The 14728-nt window shown below is 67.9% G+C and carries 13 protein-coding genes and 1 riboswitch; of the genes, 7 read left to right on the top strand and 6 right to left on the bottom strand.

Annotation, left to right across the window (positions count from 1 at the left end; all coding sequences use genetic code 11):
* Position 1: 1 nt before the first annotated feature.
* The 5 genes from OOZ63_RS15165 to OOZ63_RS15145 all read right to left on the bottom strand — a co-directional run bounded on the left by OOZ63_RS15165 (position 2) and on the right by OOZ63_RS15145 (position 3897).
* Positions 2-946, bottom strand: coding sequence for an alpha/beta fold hydrolase (locus OOZ63_RS15165; RefSeq protein WP_266006380.1), 945 nt, complete (start codon positions 944-946; stop codon positions 2-4).
* A 161-nt stretch (positions 947-1107) separates the two neighbouring features.
* Positions 1108-1593 (bottom strand): MarR family winged helix-turn-helix transcriptional regulator, encoded by a 486-nt coding sequence (locus tag OOZ63_RS15160; protein ID WP_266006379.1) that lies wholly within the window; start codon positions 1591-1593, stop codon positions 1108-1110.
* Between the two features lie 77 nt (positions 1594-1670).
* Positions 1671-1991: a YnfA family protein gene (locus OOZ63_RS15155; protein WP_266006378.1), complete on the bottom strand. Its 321-nt coding sequence runs from the start codon at positions 1989-1991 to the stop codon at positions 1671-1673.
* A 6-nt stretch (positions 1992-1997) separates the two neighbouring features.
* Positions 1998-2645 carry a hypothetical protein gene (locus OOZ63_RS15150; RefSeq protein WP_266006377.1) on the bottom strand — a complete coding sequence of 216 codons (648 nt, stop codon included), beginning with the start codon at positions 2643-2645 and terminating at the stop codon, positions 1998-2000.
* A gap of 4 nt (positions 2646-2649) precedes the next feature.
* Positions 2650-3897: a cystathionine gamma-synthase family protein gene (locus OOZ63_RS15145; protein WP_266006376.1), complete on the bottom strand. Its 1248-nt coding sequence runs from the start codon at positions 3895-3897 to the stop codon at positions 2650-2652.
* A 334-nt stretch (positions 3898-4231) separates the two neighbouring features.
* Here OOZ63_RS15145 and OOZ63_RS15140 point away from each other — a divergent pair, with 334 nt between their 5' ends.
* A complete protein-coding gene (locus OOZ63_RS15140; RefSeq protein ID WP_266006375.1) occupies positions 4232-4429 on the top strand; it encodes a hypothetical protein in 198 nt (65 codons plus the stop codon).
* A gap of 77 nt (positions 4430-4506) precedes the next feature.
* Here OOZ63_RS15140 and OOZ63_RS15135 read toward each other — a convergent pair whose 3' ends face one another.
* Complete coding sequence (locus tag OOZ63_RS15135) at positions 4507-4929, bottom strand: hypothetical protein (protein WP_266006374.1); 423 nt, start codon at positions 4927-4929, stop codon at positions 4507-4509.
* 220 nt (positions 4930-5149) lie between these two features.
* Here OOZ63_RS15135 and OOZ63_RS15130 point away from each other — a divergent pair, with 220 nt between their 5' ends.
* The 6 genes from OOZ63_RS15130 to OOZ63_RS15105 all read left to right on the top strand — a co-directional run bounded on the left by OOZ63_RS15130 (position 5150) and on the right by OOZ63_RS15105 (position 14524).
* Positions 5150-6487 (top strand): hypothetical protein, encoded by a 1338-nt coding sequence (locus tag OOZ63_RS15130; RefSeq protein WP_266006373.1) that lies wholly within the window; start codon positions 5150-5152, stop codon positions 6485-6487.
* Positions 6484-7191 (top strand): hypothetical protein, encoded by a 708-nt coding sequence (locus OOZ63_RS15125; protein WP_137942149.1) that lies wholly within the window; start codon positions 6484-6486, stop codon positions 7189-7191. The genes OOZ63_RS15130 and OOZ63_RS15125 overlap by 4 nt, the downstream gene beginning before the upstream one ends.
* A gap of 8 nt (positions 7192-7199) precedes the next feature.
* Entirely contained in the window at positions 7200-10019 is a 2820-nt protein-coding gene (locus OOZ63_RS15120; RefSeq protein WP_266006372.1) for an ATP-binding protein, read from the top strand.
* 50 nt (positions 10020-10069) lie between these two features.
* A riboswitch (cobalamin riboswitch) is annotated at positions 10070-10317 on the top strand.
* Positions 10318-10555: 238 nt separating this feature from the next.
* On the top strand, positions 10556-12661 hold the full coding sequence (locus OOZ63_RS15115) for a TonB-dependent receptor (protein ID WP_266006371.1): 2106 nt from the start codon (positions 10556-10558) through the stop codon (positions 12659-12661).
* Between the two features lie 13 nt (positions 12662-12674).
* Positions 12675-14150 (top strand): PepSY domain-containing protein, encoded by a 1476-nt coding sequence (locus tag OOZ63_RS15110; protein WP_266006370.1) that lies wholly within the window; start codon positions 12675-12677, stop codon positions 14148-14150.
* Positions 14147-14524, top strand: coding sequence for a (2Fe-2S) ferredoxin domain-containing protein (locus tag OOZ63_RS15105; protein ID WP_266006369.1), 378 nt, complete (start codon positions 14147-14149; stop codon positions 14522-14524). Before OOZ63_RS15110 ends, OOZ63_RS15105 begins: the two co-directional genes overlap by 4 nt.
* Positions 14525-14728 lie beyond the last annotated feature (204 nt).

The raw sequence follows: 14728 nt of genomic DNA, 5'->3' as shown, positions 1-14728 counted from the left end.
CTCAGTTCTTGATGAAGTTCAGCAGATCCTGGTTGACGCGATCCTTGTGCGTGTCTGTCAGGCCGTGCGGCGCGCCCGGGTAGACGATCAGTTTGGAGTTCTTGACCAGCTTGGCCGAGGCGCGGCCGGAGGCGTCGATCGGGACGATCTGGTCGTCGTCGCCGTGGATGACCAGAGTCGGCACATCGAACTTCTTCAGGTCAGCCGTAAAGTCGGTCTCGGAGAAGGCCTTGATGGAGTCGTAGGTGTTCTTGTGGCCGCCTTGCATGCCCTGCGTCCACCAGGCATCGATCAGGCCTTGCGAGACCTTGGCGCCGGGGCGGTTGAAGCCGTAGAAGGGGCCGGACGGGATGTCCTTGTAGAGCTGGGCGCGGTTGGCCGTCTGCGCGGCGCGAATGCCGTCGAACACCTCGATGGGCAACCCGCCCGGATTGGCCGCCGTCTTCAGCATCAGCGGCGGCACGGCGCTGACCAGCACGGCCTTGGCCACCTTGCCCGTGCCATGGCGGCCGATGTATCGCGCCACTTCGCCACCGCCGGTGGAGAAGCCCACCAGCACGGCTTTCTTGCCTTTCAGATCCACCGCGTCGATGACGGCGGCCAGATCGTCGGCGTAGTGGTCCATGTCGTTGCCTTCCCAGGGCTGGCTGGAGCGGCCATGGCCGCGGCGGTCATGGGCGATCACGCGGTAGCCCTGGTCGGCCAGGAACAGCATTTGTGATTCCCAACTGTCCGAGTTCAGGGGCCAGCCATGGCTGAACACGACGGGCTGGCCACTGCGCGGGCCCCAGTCCTTGTAGTACAGCTGTACGCCTTGCTGGGTCGTGACGTAGCTGCCGCTGGGCTGGGCCGCAGCCGGCTTGGCGGGCGTGCTGGCGGCGAGCGCGGCGCCAGCGGCGAGGCTCAGCGTGGACAGGGCGATCAGTTGCTTGGCGAAGGCTTTCATAGCAGTTCCTTTTTGAGGTGGACGGTGGTTGAGGTGGAGGGACAGGGATGTGTTATTGATTGCAAACAAGTAAATCGTGTGCGATGTAATGGATTTGATTTTGGATCGGTCAGCTTCGTCCGTGGTGCTTGGGGTGAGAGGAAGAAAGTCGGGTGGCGGGCTTAGCCGCCGGCCTTGAGCATGCGGCCGCGCAGCACCAGCAGTCGGTCGCGCATCTCGTTGATCTCGGCCATCGGCGTATCGGCGGCTGTCGCAATGCACTGCGGGAGCACCTGCGCCGTTGCTTGCAGCGCCCGGCCTGGCTCGGTCAACGTGACCAGCACCTGCCGCTCGTCGGTGGCCGAGCGGGCCCGGTCTATCAGGCCGGCGGCCTGCAGGCGCTTGAGCAGCGGTGTCAGCGTTGGCGACTCCAGGAACACCCGCTCGCTGATCTCGCCGACAGTCAGGCTGTCGCGTTCCCACAGCACCAGCATCACGAGATACTGCGGATAGGTCAGGTCTAGCGCCTTCAGCAGCTCGCGGTAGACCTTGTTGAAGCTCAGCATCGTCGAGTACAGCGCGAAGCACAGTTGCTGGTCGAGCAGCACGGCCTTGGGCTGCTGCTGCGCCGACTTGATGACTGCCGTGGAAGTGGTGTTGCGTGCCATGGGACGAATATTAAATCGTGTGCGATTTAATTGCAAGATACTTTGTTTGCCTGACTTACCGTCTTTCTTCTTTTGGGTCAGCGTGCCGGCTGAAACATGATGAGGGCCATGCCCAGCAGCGCCACACCGGCACCGGCCAGATCCCAGGCGGTCGGCCGGATCTGGTCCACTGCCCATAGCCACAAAATGGCCACGCCGATGTAGACGCCGCCATAGGCGGCATAGACCCGCCCGGACGCCGTCTCGTGCAGGCTCAGCAGCCAGGCGAACAGCGCCAAGCTTGCCGCTGCCGGGAGCAGCAGCCAGGCCGAGCGGCCCTGCTTGAGCCACAGCCAGGGCAGATAGCAGCCGACGATTTCGGCCAGCGCGGTGGCCAGGAAGAGCAGCAGGGTTTTCATGCCCGCCTACTTGGCGAAGCAGTAGAACAGCCCGCCGCTGCCGAGCTCTGCCAGCTTGGCGGCGCTGCAGCCGCGGCTCTGGTGGGCCGACAGCCAAGACGTGGCCCAGGATTCCTTGATCGCGCTGGCGCGGTCGTGGTGGCCGACCAGCGCGGCGCCGTCGTCGGCCGCGCTCGTCCAGTTTTTGCAGGTCAGATCGGGGTCCAGCGGCGAGGGGGCGGTGCCGTCGGCGCGGGTGCCGGTCAGGATGTCGTGCCAGCGGCCCGGGGTGGGCTGGCCGCGCTCGGACAGCGCGGTGTCGCGATTGATGCGGTTGCCGCCGCCATGCAGCGCGTCCAGATCGGCGGCTATCAGCTCGCCGCGCGCGTTATGCCAGGGGCCGGCACCGATGCGCTCGCGCGCGTCGATGCTGGGCTGGCGCTGGTTGGACTGCTGGCTCAGATAGGCACGCCAGCTCCGCTGGCCCGCACCCGCCGCCGTGGCCAGCGCCTGGCAATGCGCATCGGCCCCCGCCAAGCCGCCCAGATCCGCCCCCCGGCCCGGGCCGATGCTGGTGATGAAGAAGCTCATCGGCGCGGTCTGTGGCGCCGGCGCGTGGGCGCAGGCTCCCAGCAGCAGGGCGGCCACAAGCGAGACGCTGCGCAGGCCTGGCATCGATTCAGCCCAGCGCCTGTGCGAAGTCCGCAATCAGGTCGGCCTCGTCCTCCAAGCCGACCGAGAGCCGCACCAGCCCGTCTGCAATGCCCATCTCGGCCCGCACCGCGGCGCCGGCTTCCCAGAAGATGGTCGGCGCAACCGGGATGATCAATGTGCGGGTGTCGCCCAGGCCGGTGGCCTTGATCGGCAGTTGCAGGCGGTTCAGCACCTCGTTGAGGGCTGCACTGTCGCGCAGCTCGAAGCTCAGCAGCCAGGAGCTGGCCTTGAAGAGCTTCGCCGCGCGCTCGTGATGCGGGTGCGTGGTCAGGCCCGGGTAGTGCACGGCGGCAACCTTGGGATGGGCCTGCAGCCATTGCGCCAGCGCCAAAGCGCTGGCACTGCTCTGGCGCACGCGCAGACTCAGGGTCTCGGCGCCGACGCTGATGCGGTGGGCGTTGTCCGAGGACAGCGTTGCGCCCATATCGCGCAGACCCTTCTTGCGGATCTGCTGCAAGCCCCATTGCTTAGGGTCGCCCTTGCGGTAGGCGGGGAAGATATGGGGATATGTCTGCCAGTCGAACAAGCCGGTGTCGGTGACCGCGCCGCCCAGCGCGTCGCCATGGCCGGCAATGGTCTTGGTCAGCGAGTTGATCACCAGGCTGGCGCCCACTGCGGATGGACGGAACAGCGCGGGTGAGGTGATGGTGTTGTCAACCACATAGACAAGGCCGCGCTTGCGGCACAGCGCGCCTATGCCTTCGAGGTCCGGAATCAATGTGCCGGGATTCGAGACGGTCTCGACAAAGACCAAGCGGGTCTCGGGCCGCAGCGCGGCCTCGACGGCGGCCACCGAGCCGGCGTCGACTTTGCTGACAGCCACGCCCAGGTCCTGCATCGTGCCGAGCAGGCTGTTGGTGTTGCCGAACACATAGCGGCTGGAGACGATGTGGTCGCCAGCGCGCAGCAGGGTCATGAAGGTCGCGGTGATCGCTGCCATGCCGGTGGCAAAGCTCACTGTGCCAATGCCTTGCTCCAAACCGGTGATCTTGGCCTCCAACGCGGCCGTGGTCGGCGTGCCCTGGCGGGCGTAGTTGAAGCCGCCTTTGAGCGTGCCCTGGAACACGGCTATCAGATCTTCGACGCGATCGAAGCCGTACTGCACCGAGGTGTGGATGGGTTTGTGCACCCCGCCGTGCTCGACGCCGAAGCGGCGATCGGCGTGGATGTTGTCGGTGCTGAGTTGGGAATTGTGTTGGTCGGGCGATTTCATCGCGGAAGGATAGCAGCGGCGCAGCGGTGCCCGGGGCGCACGCTGCCCGACTTGAGGAAGAACCGAGCGGCCCAAATCGGCTGCCGACGAGGCCGCGACCACATCGCTGACTCACAGGAAAATGATACGGGCCGCAGCGCGGACGCCCGAGGAGGACATCGCCTGCCATCAGCCCGGCAGCTGGCAGCCGCCTATGCCAAGGCGCTGTGCGCGGTGGTGTGCGAGGTGGTGCGCGAGGTGGTGCGCGAGGTGGTGCGCCAGAGCGGCCCCGCAGCTGCAGGAGCGGCTGAAGTGGGGCCGCCTGGTCTACTTCAATGCATCCGGAGAACCGGTGGTGCTCATACTCATCGAGCCGCAGCGCCTGCTGTTCGGTTTCTGGCAGGGCCAGCGCCTGCGCCAGATCGAGCCGAGGCTGAGACCGGCCGGCAAGTACCAGATGGCGACCCTGGAGCTGCGCGAGGGAATGGCGCTGGCGCGGCAGCCGGTGGCGACGCCGGCGCAGGAGGCGGCGAAGCTGGACTGGGTGGTCTGATGGGCGGCCAGGACCAGGCCCCGCGTTTTGTGGGCCACGACGGCTTGCGCCGCAATCAGCGCTGATTGCGGCAGGCGCTACCAGCGATGGGGTGCACCATAGTTGATAGCGAGCACGAGAACGAGCAGCCACCCCGCGATCGCCGCAAATGGCGCCAATGTCAGCAGCTTGTTGGATTTCAACTTCTCGTAGAACGCAAACTCGACGACGAACAGGCGCTTGTAATCCGGATCCTGATCGAGCAACTGCCTGAAGTGGCGTCGGTAAGCGCAAGTGCGGGCAATGGAAAAGAAGGCAGCCAGCGCGACGAGAAGGCCGGCAATCGCCACAAGGACCGGCGGAAGATCGTTCTTGGTCTGGGTCAGTGCAGCCCCGAGCGCTGCATTCACCGCGGTGAAATAGGCCACCTTGGTATTGACCACCGAGTTCTCGTTCATCCAGAGCTTCGCTACTTCCTCCGGCGTTGGTTTCTTCGTGCCGTTATTGGTGCCAGATCCCATGACATTGGCCTCCTGAGTAGGTCCGTGTTGCCGTGACATCTGAATCAGACTTTGACACGGACCGCTGGACTCTACAGGCACAGGTGCGTCCGTCTGATGTGGAGCGCAGCGCCGGTCTGTTCGGCAGACCGTGTGCGCGGTATTTCGGCGAGCTCTCCCCGATGGGCTGATGTTCTTTGCTCTGCGGCAGGGGGCTTTTGCGCCCTGGGATAATCCCCCCATGACCGATCACGAGGCAAGCGCCGCCGACGACACCGTCGAGCTGCGCTTCGAAGACTATTTCCGCGAGGGATCCGCGCCGACCGAGGCGCTGCTGTGGTGGCAGCTCGAGCGCAACGAGAGCCTGCTGGCCGCGCTGCGGGCGCTGTGCCATGGGCCGGCGGCTCTGGTGCGCCTGCGGATCTGGGTGTTCATGGAGCTGATGGCGTTGCCGGAGTCGCGTGTGGCGCGCGACACGCTGAACCGCCATTTCCACAGCTTGCGCGAAGAGGCGCTGGAGCTGGTGCTCAAGCGCCTGCGCGAGGCGGAGCTGCTGGCCTGGGATGGCTCGAACCAGCAGTACAGCGTGACGCCGCTGGCGCAGCGCTTGTTGGGCCTGCTGTCGCCGCTGACGCAGGCGGCCGAGCAGGATGCTGACCTGGCGGCCTTGTTGGCGAATGTGGCGGGTGCCCACCAGATGGGCACTCTGGACCCGGCCCAACTGCACCATCTGCAGGCCCAGCTCTCACGGCTTTACGACGAATTCGCCGATGCGATCGCCAGCGGCTCGGAGTTCCATCTGCGGCGTGCGCGCCAGCGCTTCGAGCGCGCGCTGAAACTGGTGGAGCGGGCCAGCGAGGCGCTGAAGGCGATCATCGAGCAGGCCGAGGCCGACGGCAACGCGCGTCTGGAACGGCTGGCGCGCGAGCTGGGCCTGGCCCAGGCGCGGCTGCTGGCGATGGCCAGCCAGTTCAACCGCGCGCTTCAGCAGGCCGACCGCCAGCGCGTCACTCTGGGTTCTACCGGCATCACGACCACCGATGTGCGCCGCTGGCTGCAGAACGTGCCCTTCCTCGAAAATCTGTCGCTGGGCGCGCTGTCAAGGCCGGTGCACCCGGTGCTGGTGTCCCAGCACGAGCTGCTGGACCTGGCCGAGGCCGAGTTCGAGCGCGACCGGCCCAAACCCAAGGAGCTGGAGCCGCTGCCGCCGGGCCAGGCTGCGCCGCCGGGCCAGCTGGCAGTGCTGAGCCTGCCGCCCGAGATGGGCGAGCTGCAGGCCCTGCTGACGCGCTGGCTGGCCGCCGGCGAGCCGGGCCAGGCGCTGGAGCAAGATGTGGCCCCGGCCGTGCTGGGCGGCAGCTACGCGCGCAGCGCCTACCGCGCCCAGCTGCTGCCGCTGCTGGGCGACCCGCAGGCCCAGCACCTCAGCGGCGCCACCGGCGACATGGCGCGCCAGCCCTGGCGCGTGCGCTGGTCGGCCGAACAGGGCGAGACCAGCGATGAATTCGTCAAGTGGATGAGCCGCGGTGTGCTCTACAACCCGGCCCCCGATTCCCCGAAAGAAGCCTCTTCCTCATGAGCCAAGCCCTGGATGATGCCGCCCACCTGGCGGCGCAATTGATCGCGCGCCGCTGGCTGCCCCGCAACCATGCGCTGGTGCGCCGCGCGCTGATCGACACCGAGCTGTGGGCCGCCTTGGGCGACCGGCTGGCCCAGGTCGGGCTCAAAGTGATTGACAACCTCTACGCCGACCATATCAGTGTCGCGATGTTGCGCCCGGCCGAGGTCTCGGTGTTCGGAGAGACGGGCCTGGCGGCCAACAACAATCTGGACCTGCCGCGCGACGGCGTCGCGTTGCTGATCGTTCTGTGGTCGCTGATCGTGCTGCCCAAGCGCCAGCGCCAGGTGGCGCGGGCCGAGGCCAAAGAAGAGGGGCAGGGCGAGTTCTTTGCCACCGACAAACCGCTGCCGCTGGCCGCCAGCGTCTCGCCCACCGTGTCCTATCGAAGCTTGCTTGCCGATTTCGGCAACCAGTTGGGCAAGAAGATGCGGCTGGACTCGAACCTGAAGCTGCTGGAGCGCAACGGCTTCATCATCCGCCGCGGCGAGGACATCGCCGAAGGGCCGTTGTTGGACCTGCTCTTGGACTACGACACGCTGGCACCGCGCATCCTCGACGGCGCGCTTGCCGATGTACTGGCCCGCTCGACCGACCCGGCCGCCGCGCCGCTGGTTGCCCGGCTGCAGGCCGGCGAACAAGCCGAACTCGACAGCGAGACCTGACCCTATCTATGTTTCATCTGCAATCTCTGGAACTGCTGCACTGGGACTATTGCCAGCGCGTCTCGATGCCACTGGACGGTGCCATCATCACGATTGCCGGCCCAAACGGCTCGGGCAAGACCACGCTGCTAGACGCGATGCGCACCCTTCTGGGCTTGGAGTGCTCGGGCGGGCGCACCTACAAGACCTACGCTCGGCACGCCAATGCCGAGACGGCATGGCTGCGCGCGCTGGTGGACAACCGCGCGCGCGGCCGCCAGAACAGCTCGCGCCCCTTCGCCAGCTCGCTGCTGTACTCCGACCAGGTGACGCTGGCCTGCCGGATCGAGCGCCACGGCGGCGACTGGCAGCGCCGTTATGTGATGTTGGACGGCGTGCACGAGATCGAGGCGTTGGCCGAAAAGGCGGAGAAGGATTGGCTGGGCATCGAGGCCTGGAAGCGCCGCCTGGAGGCCGCCGGCCTGACCCGCGCGATCGGCCGCGTTCTGGCGCTGGAGCAGGGCCAGACCGACCGGCTGTGCGAGCTCTCGCCCAAGGAGTTGCTGCGCCTGGTGTTCGAGGTCTTCGGCGACCAGGAGGTGCTGGACCGCTATGACCAGGCGCGCAGCCACCAGCAGAGCCTTCTCAAGGAGGTCGAGCAGGCCGCGCACGAGCTCTCGCACACCCAGGCCCAGCTGTCGGACCTGGCCAACCGCGTCAACAGCTATCAGCAGTACCAACTGCGGCTCAAGGAGCGCGAGCGCTTGGCCACCGAGGTGGTGCCGGTGCTGCAATGGGCCGAGTCGCGCGCCCGCACCGCGCAGAACCTGCGCGATCTGCACCGCCAGCGCCTGTTCGCTGCCAGCGACAAGCGCCAGATGTCGGCCAAGCGCGCCGAGCTGCATGCGCTGCACCTGGGCCATGAGGCCGCCAAACAGAAGTTGGTGGACCTGGAGGCCGAGCGCAAGTTGGCACGCAGCGCCTTCGATGCGGCCCGTGAGGCTGAGCGCCCGGTGGAGCTGCTGGCCAAGCGCGAGGAGGAGCTCAAGGCGCTGGCGGCGGTGGAGTCCGACGGCCAGGAGCTGACCCAGCGCCTGGAGGAGCTGAGCAGCCGCCAGCACACGTTGCGCGAGAGCTTCACGCGCCAAAACGACCAGAGCCGCAAGGCCCAGGCGGCTATGGAGGCCTTGAGCGGCCAGCGCCTGCCGCCGCCGCCGCCCGAGGTGACGCGCTTTCGGCGCGCGCTCGATGAGGCCGGCATCGCCCATCATGTGCTGGCCGACTGCATCGACATCGCCGACGAGGCGTGGCGAGCTGCCGCCGAGGGCCTGCTGCGGCCCTCGCGATGGGTGGTGGTGCTGGCCCACAGCGGTGATGAGGGCCGCGCCTTCGGCCTGGCGGCGAAAGAGCGCTACCGCCACTACGTTGTCGCCGACGGCGAGAACGCGCCGGCCCAGGCGCCCAAGGACTCGCTGTTGGCGGCGCTGAAGATCAATGCCAAGCTGCCCGGCTGGCTGCTGCGCCAGCTGGCGACGATACGCTGCGTCAAGGACACGGAGACAGGTGCCAAGGCCGGTGGCGAATGGATCACGCCCGAAGCCTATTACCGCGACGGCCGTGGTGGCCGCAGCCTCTGGGTGGAGGCGCGCGACTACCAGTTCGGCACTTCGGCGCTGGAATCGCGCCGCGCCTCGCTTGAGCGTGAGCTGAGTCGCTACGACAGCGAGCTCAGCCGTATTGTCAAGGAGCAGGCCGAGGTCGAGCGCCAGCTCAAGGACGTGCAGCGTGCCGCGCAAGGCCACAAGGCCGCGCGCGAGCTGGCTGAGCGGGCGGCCGAATTCGCAGAAGGCCGGGCCCGCTTGGCCGGCCTGCGCCAGGCCCGCATCGAAGCCGCCACCCGCATGGCCGCGCTCGACGCCGAGCATGACCGCGCGCTGACCGCCGCGACCCGCAGCGAGCGCGACTACGAGGCCGCCCAGGGCGGGCTCAAGGCCAGCGAGGAGAACGTGCTGCGCGTGCTGCGCGAGCATGAGTCGCGTCGGCAAGACCTGGCCCTGGCGGCCAAGGCCTCGCGCGAGGCGCGCGAGCGCTTCCCGCCCAGCTGGACGCTGCCGGCCAAAGTCCAGGCCCTGCGCGACGAGTTCGAGAACGCCAAGCAGGCCGAGATCGCGGCACGCCATGTGCAGCAGGAGCTGGACACCGGGGTGTGGGAGACCGATCCTGCGGTGCAGGAGCGCCATGCGCGCATGAACGTCTCGGTGCTGGAGCAGAGCAGCCAGCTGGAGGACCGGCGCGCCAGCAACGAGATGGCGCGCATCGCCGCCTTCAATGCCCGCGAGCGCTATATCGATGTGCTGCGCGCGACGGTGCGGCGCTACAAGAAGAATGTCCAGGAGCTCGGCGAGCTGGCCGGCGTGATGGCCCAGGCCGAGCTGCCGCACCTGGACAACGACGATATGGTGCTGGCCCAGGCCGGCCTGCATGTGCGCTTCAACTTCGACGGCAAGGGCGAGGTGGGCCTGAACGACGGCGAGGCCTCGGGCGGCCAGCAGGTGCTCAAGAGCCTGATCCTGCTGGTGGGCCTGATGAAGGACGACGAGACCCCAGGCGGCTTCGTGTTCATCGACGAGCCTTTCGCCCACCTGGACGTGCGCAATATCCAGTTGGTGGGCCACTTCCTGCGCTCAACCCGCGCGCAGTACCTGCTGACCACGCCTATCACGCATAACGTCGAGGTCTTCGAGCCCAGCGAGATCACCCTGGTGACCAGCAAGAAGCCGCGCGGCGAGCGCTGGGCCCCGCCGATCGCGGTGATCACGCGGCGCCCGGAGAAGTCAATCTACGACTGAACGGCCGGGGCCAGGTCTTGCCCGCGAGCCCTCGCGGCGGGCCGGCCTCGCATAGAATGCACGCTGTTGGTGCTCGCGGGATCAGTCATTGATGCCGCAGTTAAACGGGAATCAGGAGGGAGCAGGGCCACGCGGCCCCATCCTTGCCTGAGCTGCCCCCGCAACGGTCAAACGGCGCAGGTTTCGTCGCAAGAAACCTGCAGCTCATATACGCAGCCCACTGGATGCCCCGGCGTCTGGGAAGGGCATATGAGTCGCGCCGTCAGCCCGGATACCGGCCAACAAGGCGACTCGCAAGCAACCCCTGGGATTGCTGCTGAGTCATGAGGTGCGTGTCTGCGGGGAGGCGGACGGGCACGACTGCTGGTGTTCTTCATCATGATTCATCCCCCGCCCGGAGCTCACTGAGCCTGCTGCTGCGCGCTCGACCGCGCCTGCCATACATCGCCTGGGCCGCCTGCCCACCTGTTTTCTGACGCGCCGCCACCGGCCGTGGCCGCTGCATGCCCGCGCGCGTCCTGTTGTGTTTGCAAACCATGACGTTTCGCTCAGCCACCCCCCGTCTCCCGCTGCTGCTGTCCTGCCTGCTGCTCGCTCCGCTCGCCCATGGGCAGCAGAGCGCCCAGACCAGCCTCGAGCGCATCACCGTCGAAGGCTCGGCCATCAACAAGAAGTCCCTGGGCCTGAAGGCCATCCAGAGCAGCGCCTCTCGGCTTGAGCTGAGTGCGCTGGACACGGCGGCCAGCATCGAGCTACTCGACGTCGAGCGGGCGCGAGCGAGGGGTGATGCGCTGGTGTCCGAGCTGGTCTCACGCGGCACCGGCATCAGCGCGATGGGTTCGCCCGGTTCGGGCAGTACCTATTCCAGCCGCGGCTTCACGGGTAACGACTCGGTGGCCCAGGCCGAGGACGGCCTGCGCATGGCCACCGCCTCGGGCACCCAGTCCAGCCCCTCGGACAGTTTCGGCTACGAGCGTATCGAGCTGCTGCGCGGCCCGGCCTCGGTGCTCTATGGCGATGGCGCCATCGGCGGCCTGATCAATCTGGTGCGCAAGGCACCGGGCCCGCTGGCCAGTAGCGAGCTGACGGCTGGCTTGGGAAGCTATGGCGACTACCGGCTGGGCATGGGCCTGAATCGGCCATTGGGCGAGAGTAGCGCGCTGCGCATCGATGCACTGACCAAAGGCGGCGACGGTTTCGTCGAGCGCGGGCGGCATCGCAACAGCAAGCTGTTGAGCACGTGGCGCTGGGAGGCGAGCCCCAATGTGCGCCTAGACCTGAGCCTGGACATCCACCGCGACCGGCCGACCGCCTACTTCGGCACGCCGCTGAGAAGTGACGGCAGCCTGTGGCGTGATCTGCAGCGCGAGAACTACAACGTGGCCGATGCGCTGTGGCGCATGGACCAGGAGCGTGCCCGCGCCCGGCTCGATTGGCAGCTCGGCGACGGCCTGAGTGCCCGTGCCGTGGCCTACCGCTTTCATGCCGACCGGCAGTGGCGCAATCTGGAGGAGTACGCGCTGGCCGCCGACGAGAAGTCAGTGCTGCGCCAGGGCTATCTGGGCATCGCCCATCGGCTGCGCCAGTCGGGCCTGCGCGCTGAGCTGCTCGGCAAGGCGGGGGCGCTCAGTTGGTCGACCGGGCTGGAGCATATGTCGCTGCAGTTCCAGCATGCCAACGACCTGTACGAGTACGACACCGTGACGGAGTTGCCGCTGCACGGCTTCGACCCGGGCCGCTACCTGGCCGCCGCGCCGCTGCAGCCGCGCAGCCGCTCGCAGACCCGCCAGCACGCCCTGTTCGCCGAGGCGGTGTGGCAGCCGGCGCCGCGATGGCAGTTCAGCGCGGGCTTGCGCCATGACCGCAACCGGGTCGCACGCCAGATTGTGTCGCCCAAGCCTGATGGCTGGGACGCGCGCTACCGCCCGAGCTCCTGGCGCTTGGGGGCGGTGTTCCAGCCCGATGCGCGGCAAAGCCTCTATGCCCAGGCCAGCAGCGGCACCGACCCGGTCGGCACGATCGCGACGCTCAGCAAGGCCAGTACCCGGCTGCGCTTGACCGAGGGCCACCAGGTCGAGCTCGGCTATAAGCGCGCCGGCGCGCAGCTGGAGTGGACGGCCGCGCTGTTCCAGATCGACAAGGACCACATCCTGACGCCCGACCCACTGCGCCCGCGTGAGAGCGTGCAGGGCGGCAGCCAGCGTTCGCGCGGCATCGAGCTGGGCGCTGTCTGGGTCCCAGCGGCGGGCTGGCGTGTCGAGGCCAATACCACGCTGCTGCAGGCGCGTTACACGACGCTGTTCAACAGCCAGGGTCAGTCGCTGGCCGGCAACAGGCCGGCCAATGTGCCTGAGCGCCTGGCCAATCTCTGGCTCGGCTACCGCGAAAGTGCCTACGACATCGGCGCTGGCCTGCGCCATGTCGGCCGCCGCTACACTGCGGCGGCCAACAGCCAAAGCCTGCCCGGCTACCGGGTCATCGACGCCTCGCTGGGTTGGCGCTTGAATGCCCGGGCCACGTTGCGTTTGCATCTGCGCAATCTGAGCGACGAGCTTTACGCCACTGGCACCTACACGGCCACACAGGCGATGCTGGGTAAGCCGCGCAGCGCCGATCTGGTGCTGGACTACCGCGTCCAGTAAGGGTGGCTGCGACATGAAACGCTGGCTCCATCTTCTCCATCGCTGGCTGGGCATCGCGCTGGGCCTGCTGATCCTGCTGTGGCTGATCTCGGGCCTGGTGATGCTGTTCGTGGCCCGGCCGGCGCTGCACGAGCGCGAGCGGCTGCAGGCGCTCGCTGCGTTGCCCGCCGAGCCGCCGCCGGTCAGCGCGGCCCAGGCCTGGGCTGCGCTTGCGCTGGCCGGTGCGCCCGAGGGCCTGCGCTTGCAGCAGCAGCTGGGCCGGCCGGTCTGGCTGCTGCAGGCTGGACAGACCTGGCACGCGGTCGACGGCCTGACCGGTCAGCGGCGCCCGCCGCTGACCGTGGCCCAGGCGCGGGCGCTGGCCATCGAGCAAGCCCAGCGTCTGAGTGGCCGCACGTTTGCGGTGGCCGAAGTCGAGCTGCTGCAGCGCGACCAGTGGAGCGTTTACGGACGTTTCAATGCGCAGCGCCCGCTGTACCGCGTGGCCCTGGCCGATGCCGACGAGGGGCTGGAGCTCTATATCGGCCAAGGCAGCGGCGAGCTGGTGCTGGACACGCGCGCCTGGGAGCGCGGCTGGAACTGGCTGGGCACAGTGACACACTGGCTTTACTTCACGCCGCTTCGCGCCAACGGCGGGCTGTGGCGCGGTGTGGTGCTGTGGAGCAGCGGGGCCGCCCTGGCCCTGGTGTTGCTGGGCCTGGTGCTGGGTGTTCAGCGCCTGCGCTTGCGCGGGCGCTATGCCAGCGGCAGTGTCAGCCCTTATCGCTGGCGCTGGCAGCGCTGGCACCATCTGCTGGGGCTGGGGGGCGGCCTGGTGCTGCTGACTTGGCTGTTCAGCGGCTGGCTGTCGATGGCGCCCTGGGGCTGGCCCGGCGGCGAGCGCGCAGCGGCCGGCGAGCAGCAGCGCTGGCGCGGCGGCGCGCTGCAGCCGGGCTCGCTTGTGCTGCCCCTCAGCGTGCCTGACGGCGTTGGCGAGCTGGCCGCGCAGCGGCTCCAGGGGCAGCATCTGTGGCTGGCTTCGGCTCCGGCCGGCAGCCTGCTGCTGGATATGCAGGGCCAGGTCTTGCCCCAGGGGCTGGACGAGGCGCGGCTGCGCGCGGCCGCCGCCGGACTGCAGCCGGCGGCCCGTATTGTCGAGGCCGGCTGGCTACGTCAGCCTGACTTGCACTATTACTCGCTGCGCCACCAGACCCGTGCATTTCCCGTTTATCGTGTGGCCTTCGACGATGCCGCCGGCAGCGTCTACTATCTGGAGCCGCGCACGGCCCGGGTGGCGCTGCGCGTGGACCAGGCCGGGCGCTGGAACCGCTGGCTCTTCAATGCGCTGCATCGCTGGGACTTCCCGCCGCTGGCCGCTTCGGTGCTGGTTCGCGATGTGGTGGTCACGGGACTGAGCTCGTTGGGCGTGGCGCTGTCGCTGACCGGCTGTGTGCTGGCCTGGCGGCGCCTGCAAAGCAGCGGGCGTCGGAACGAACGGAAACCCTCATGAGCGAAGACCACAGCAACACCATTATCAAGCCCAGCATCCTGCCCTACCGACGCCATCTGCTGGTCTGCACTGGCGCGCGCTGCACTCAAGACGGCGAGGCCCAGGCCATCTTCGACAGCCTGGGCGAGAAGTTCAAGGCGGCTGGTATCCACGAAGGAGAACTGCGTGTCAAGCGCAGCCGCGTCAGCTGCTTCGCGGCCTGCAAGGGCGGACCGGTCATGTGCGTGCAGCCCGACGGCAGTTGGTACTACAACGCCCGCGGCGATAACCTGGACCGCATCATCACCGAGCACCTGGTCGGTGGCCGCCCAGTGGAGGATCTGCTGTTCCATCAGGGGCCTGGCGAGGGCGGGATGCAGGGGCGCGAGGGTTGATCCTGGAGACCACGACGCCCTGCGTCGCGTTCTCGACCAGCTGTTGGAGTATCCCAGCAATGAGTTGCTCGGCATGGTGCGCCTGGGTTTGCAGCGGGCGCCGGCACTCTCGGATGCTGGGCGATAAGCGGGATAGGCGCTTGGGGCGAGTCGAGCCGGGGATGGCCCGTGATGGGCGGCGTGCGCTGCTGCTGAGCGCCGACA

The sequence above is a fragment of the Paucibacter sp. PLA-PC-4 genome (assembly GCF_026241155.1).
Lineage (GTDB): Bacteria > Pseudomonadota > Gammaproteobacteria > Burkholderiales > Burkholderiaceae_C > Roseateles_E.
Note: the sequence above shows the minus strand (reverse complement) of the source record. Positions and strands in the feature narration are given on the sequence as shown.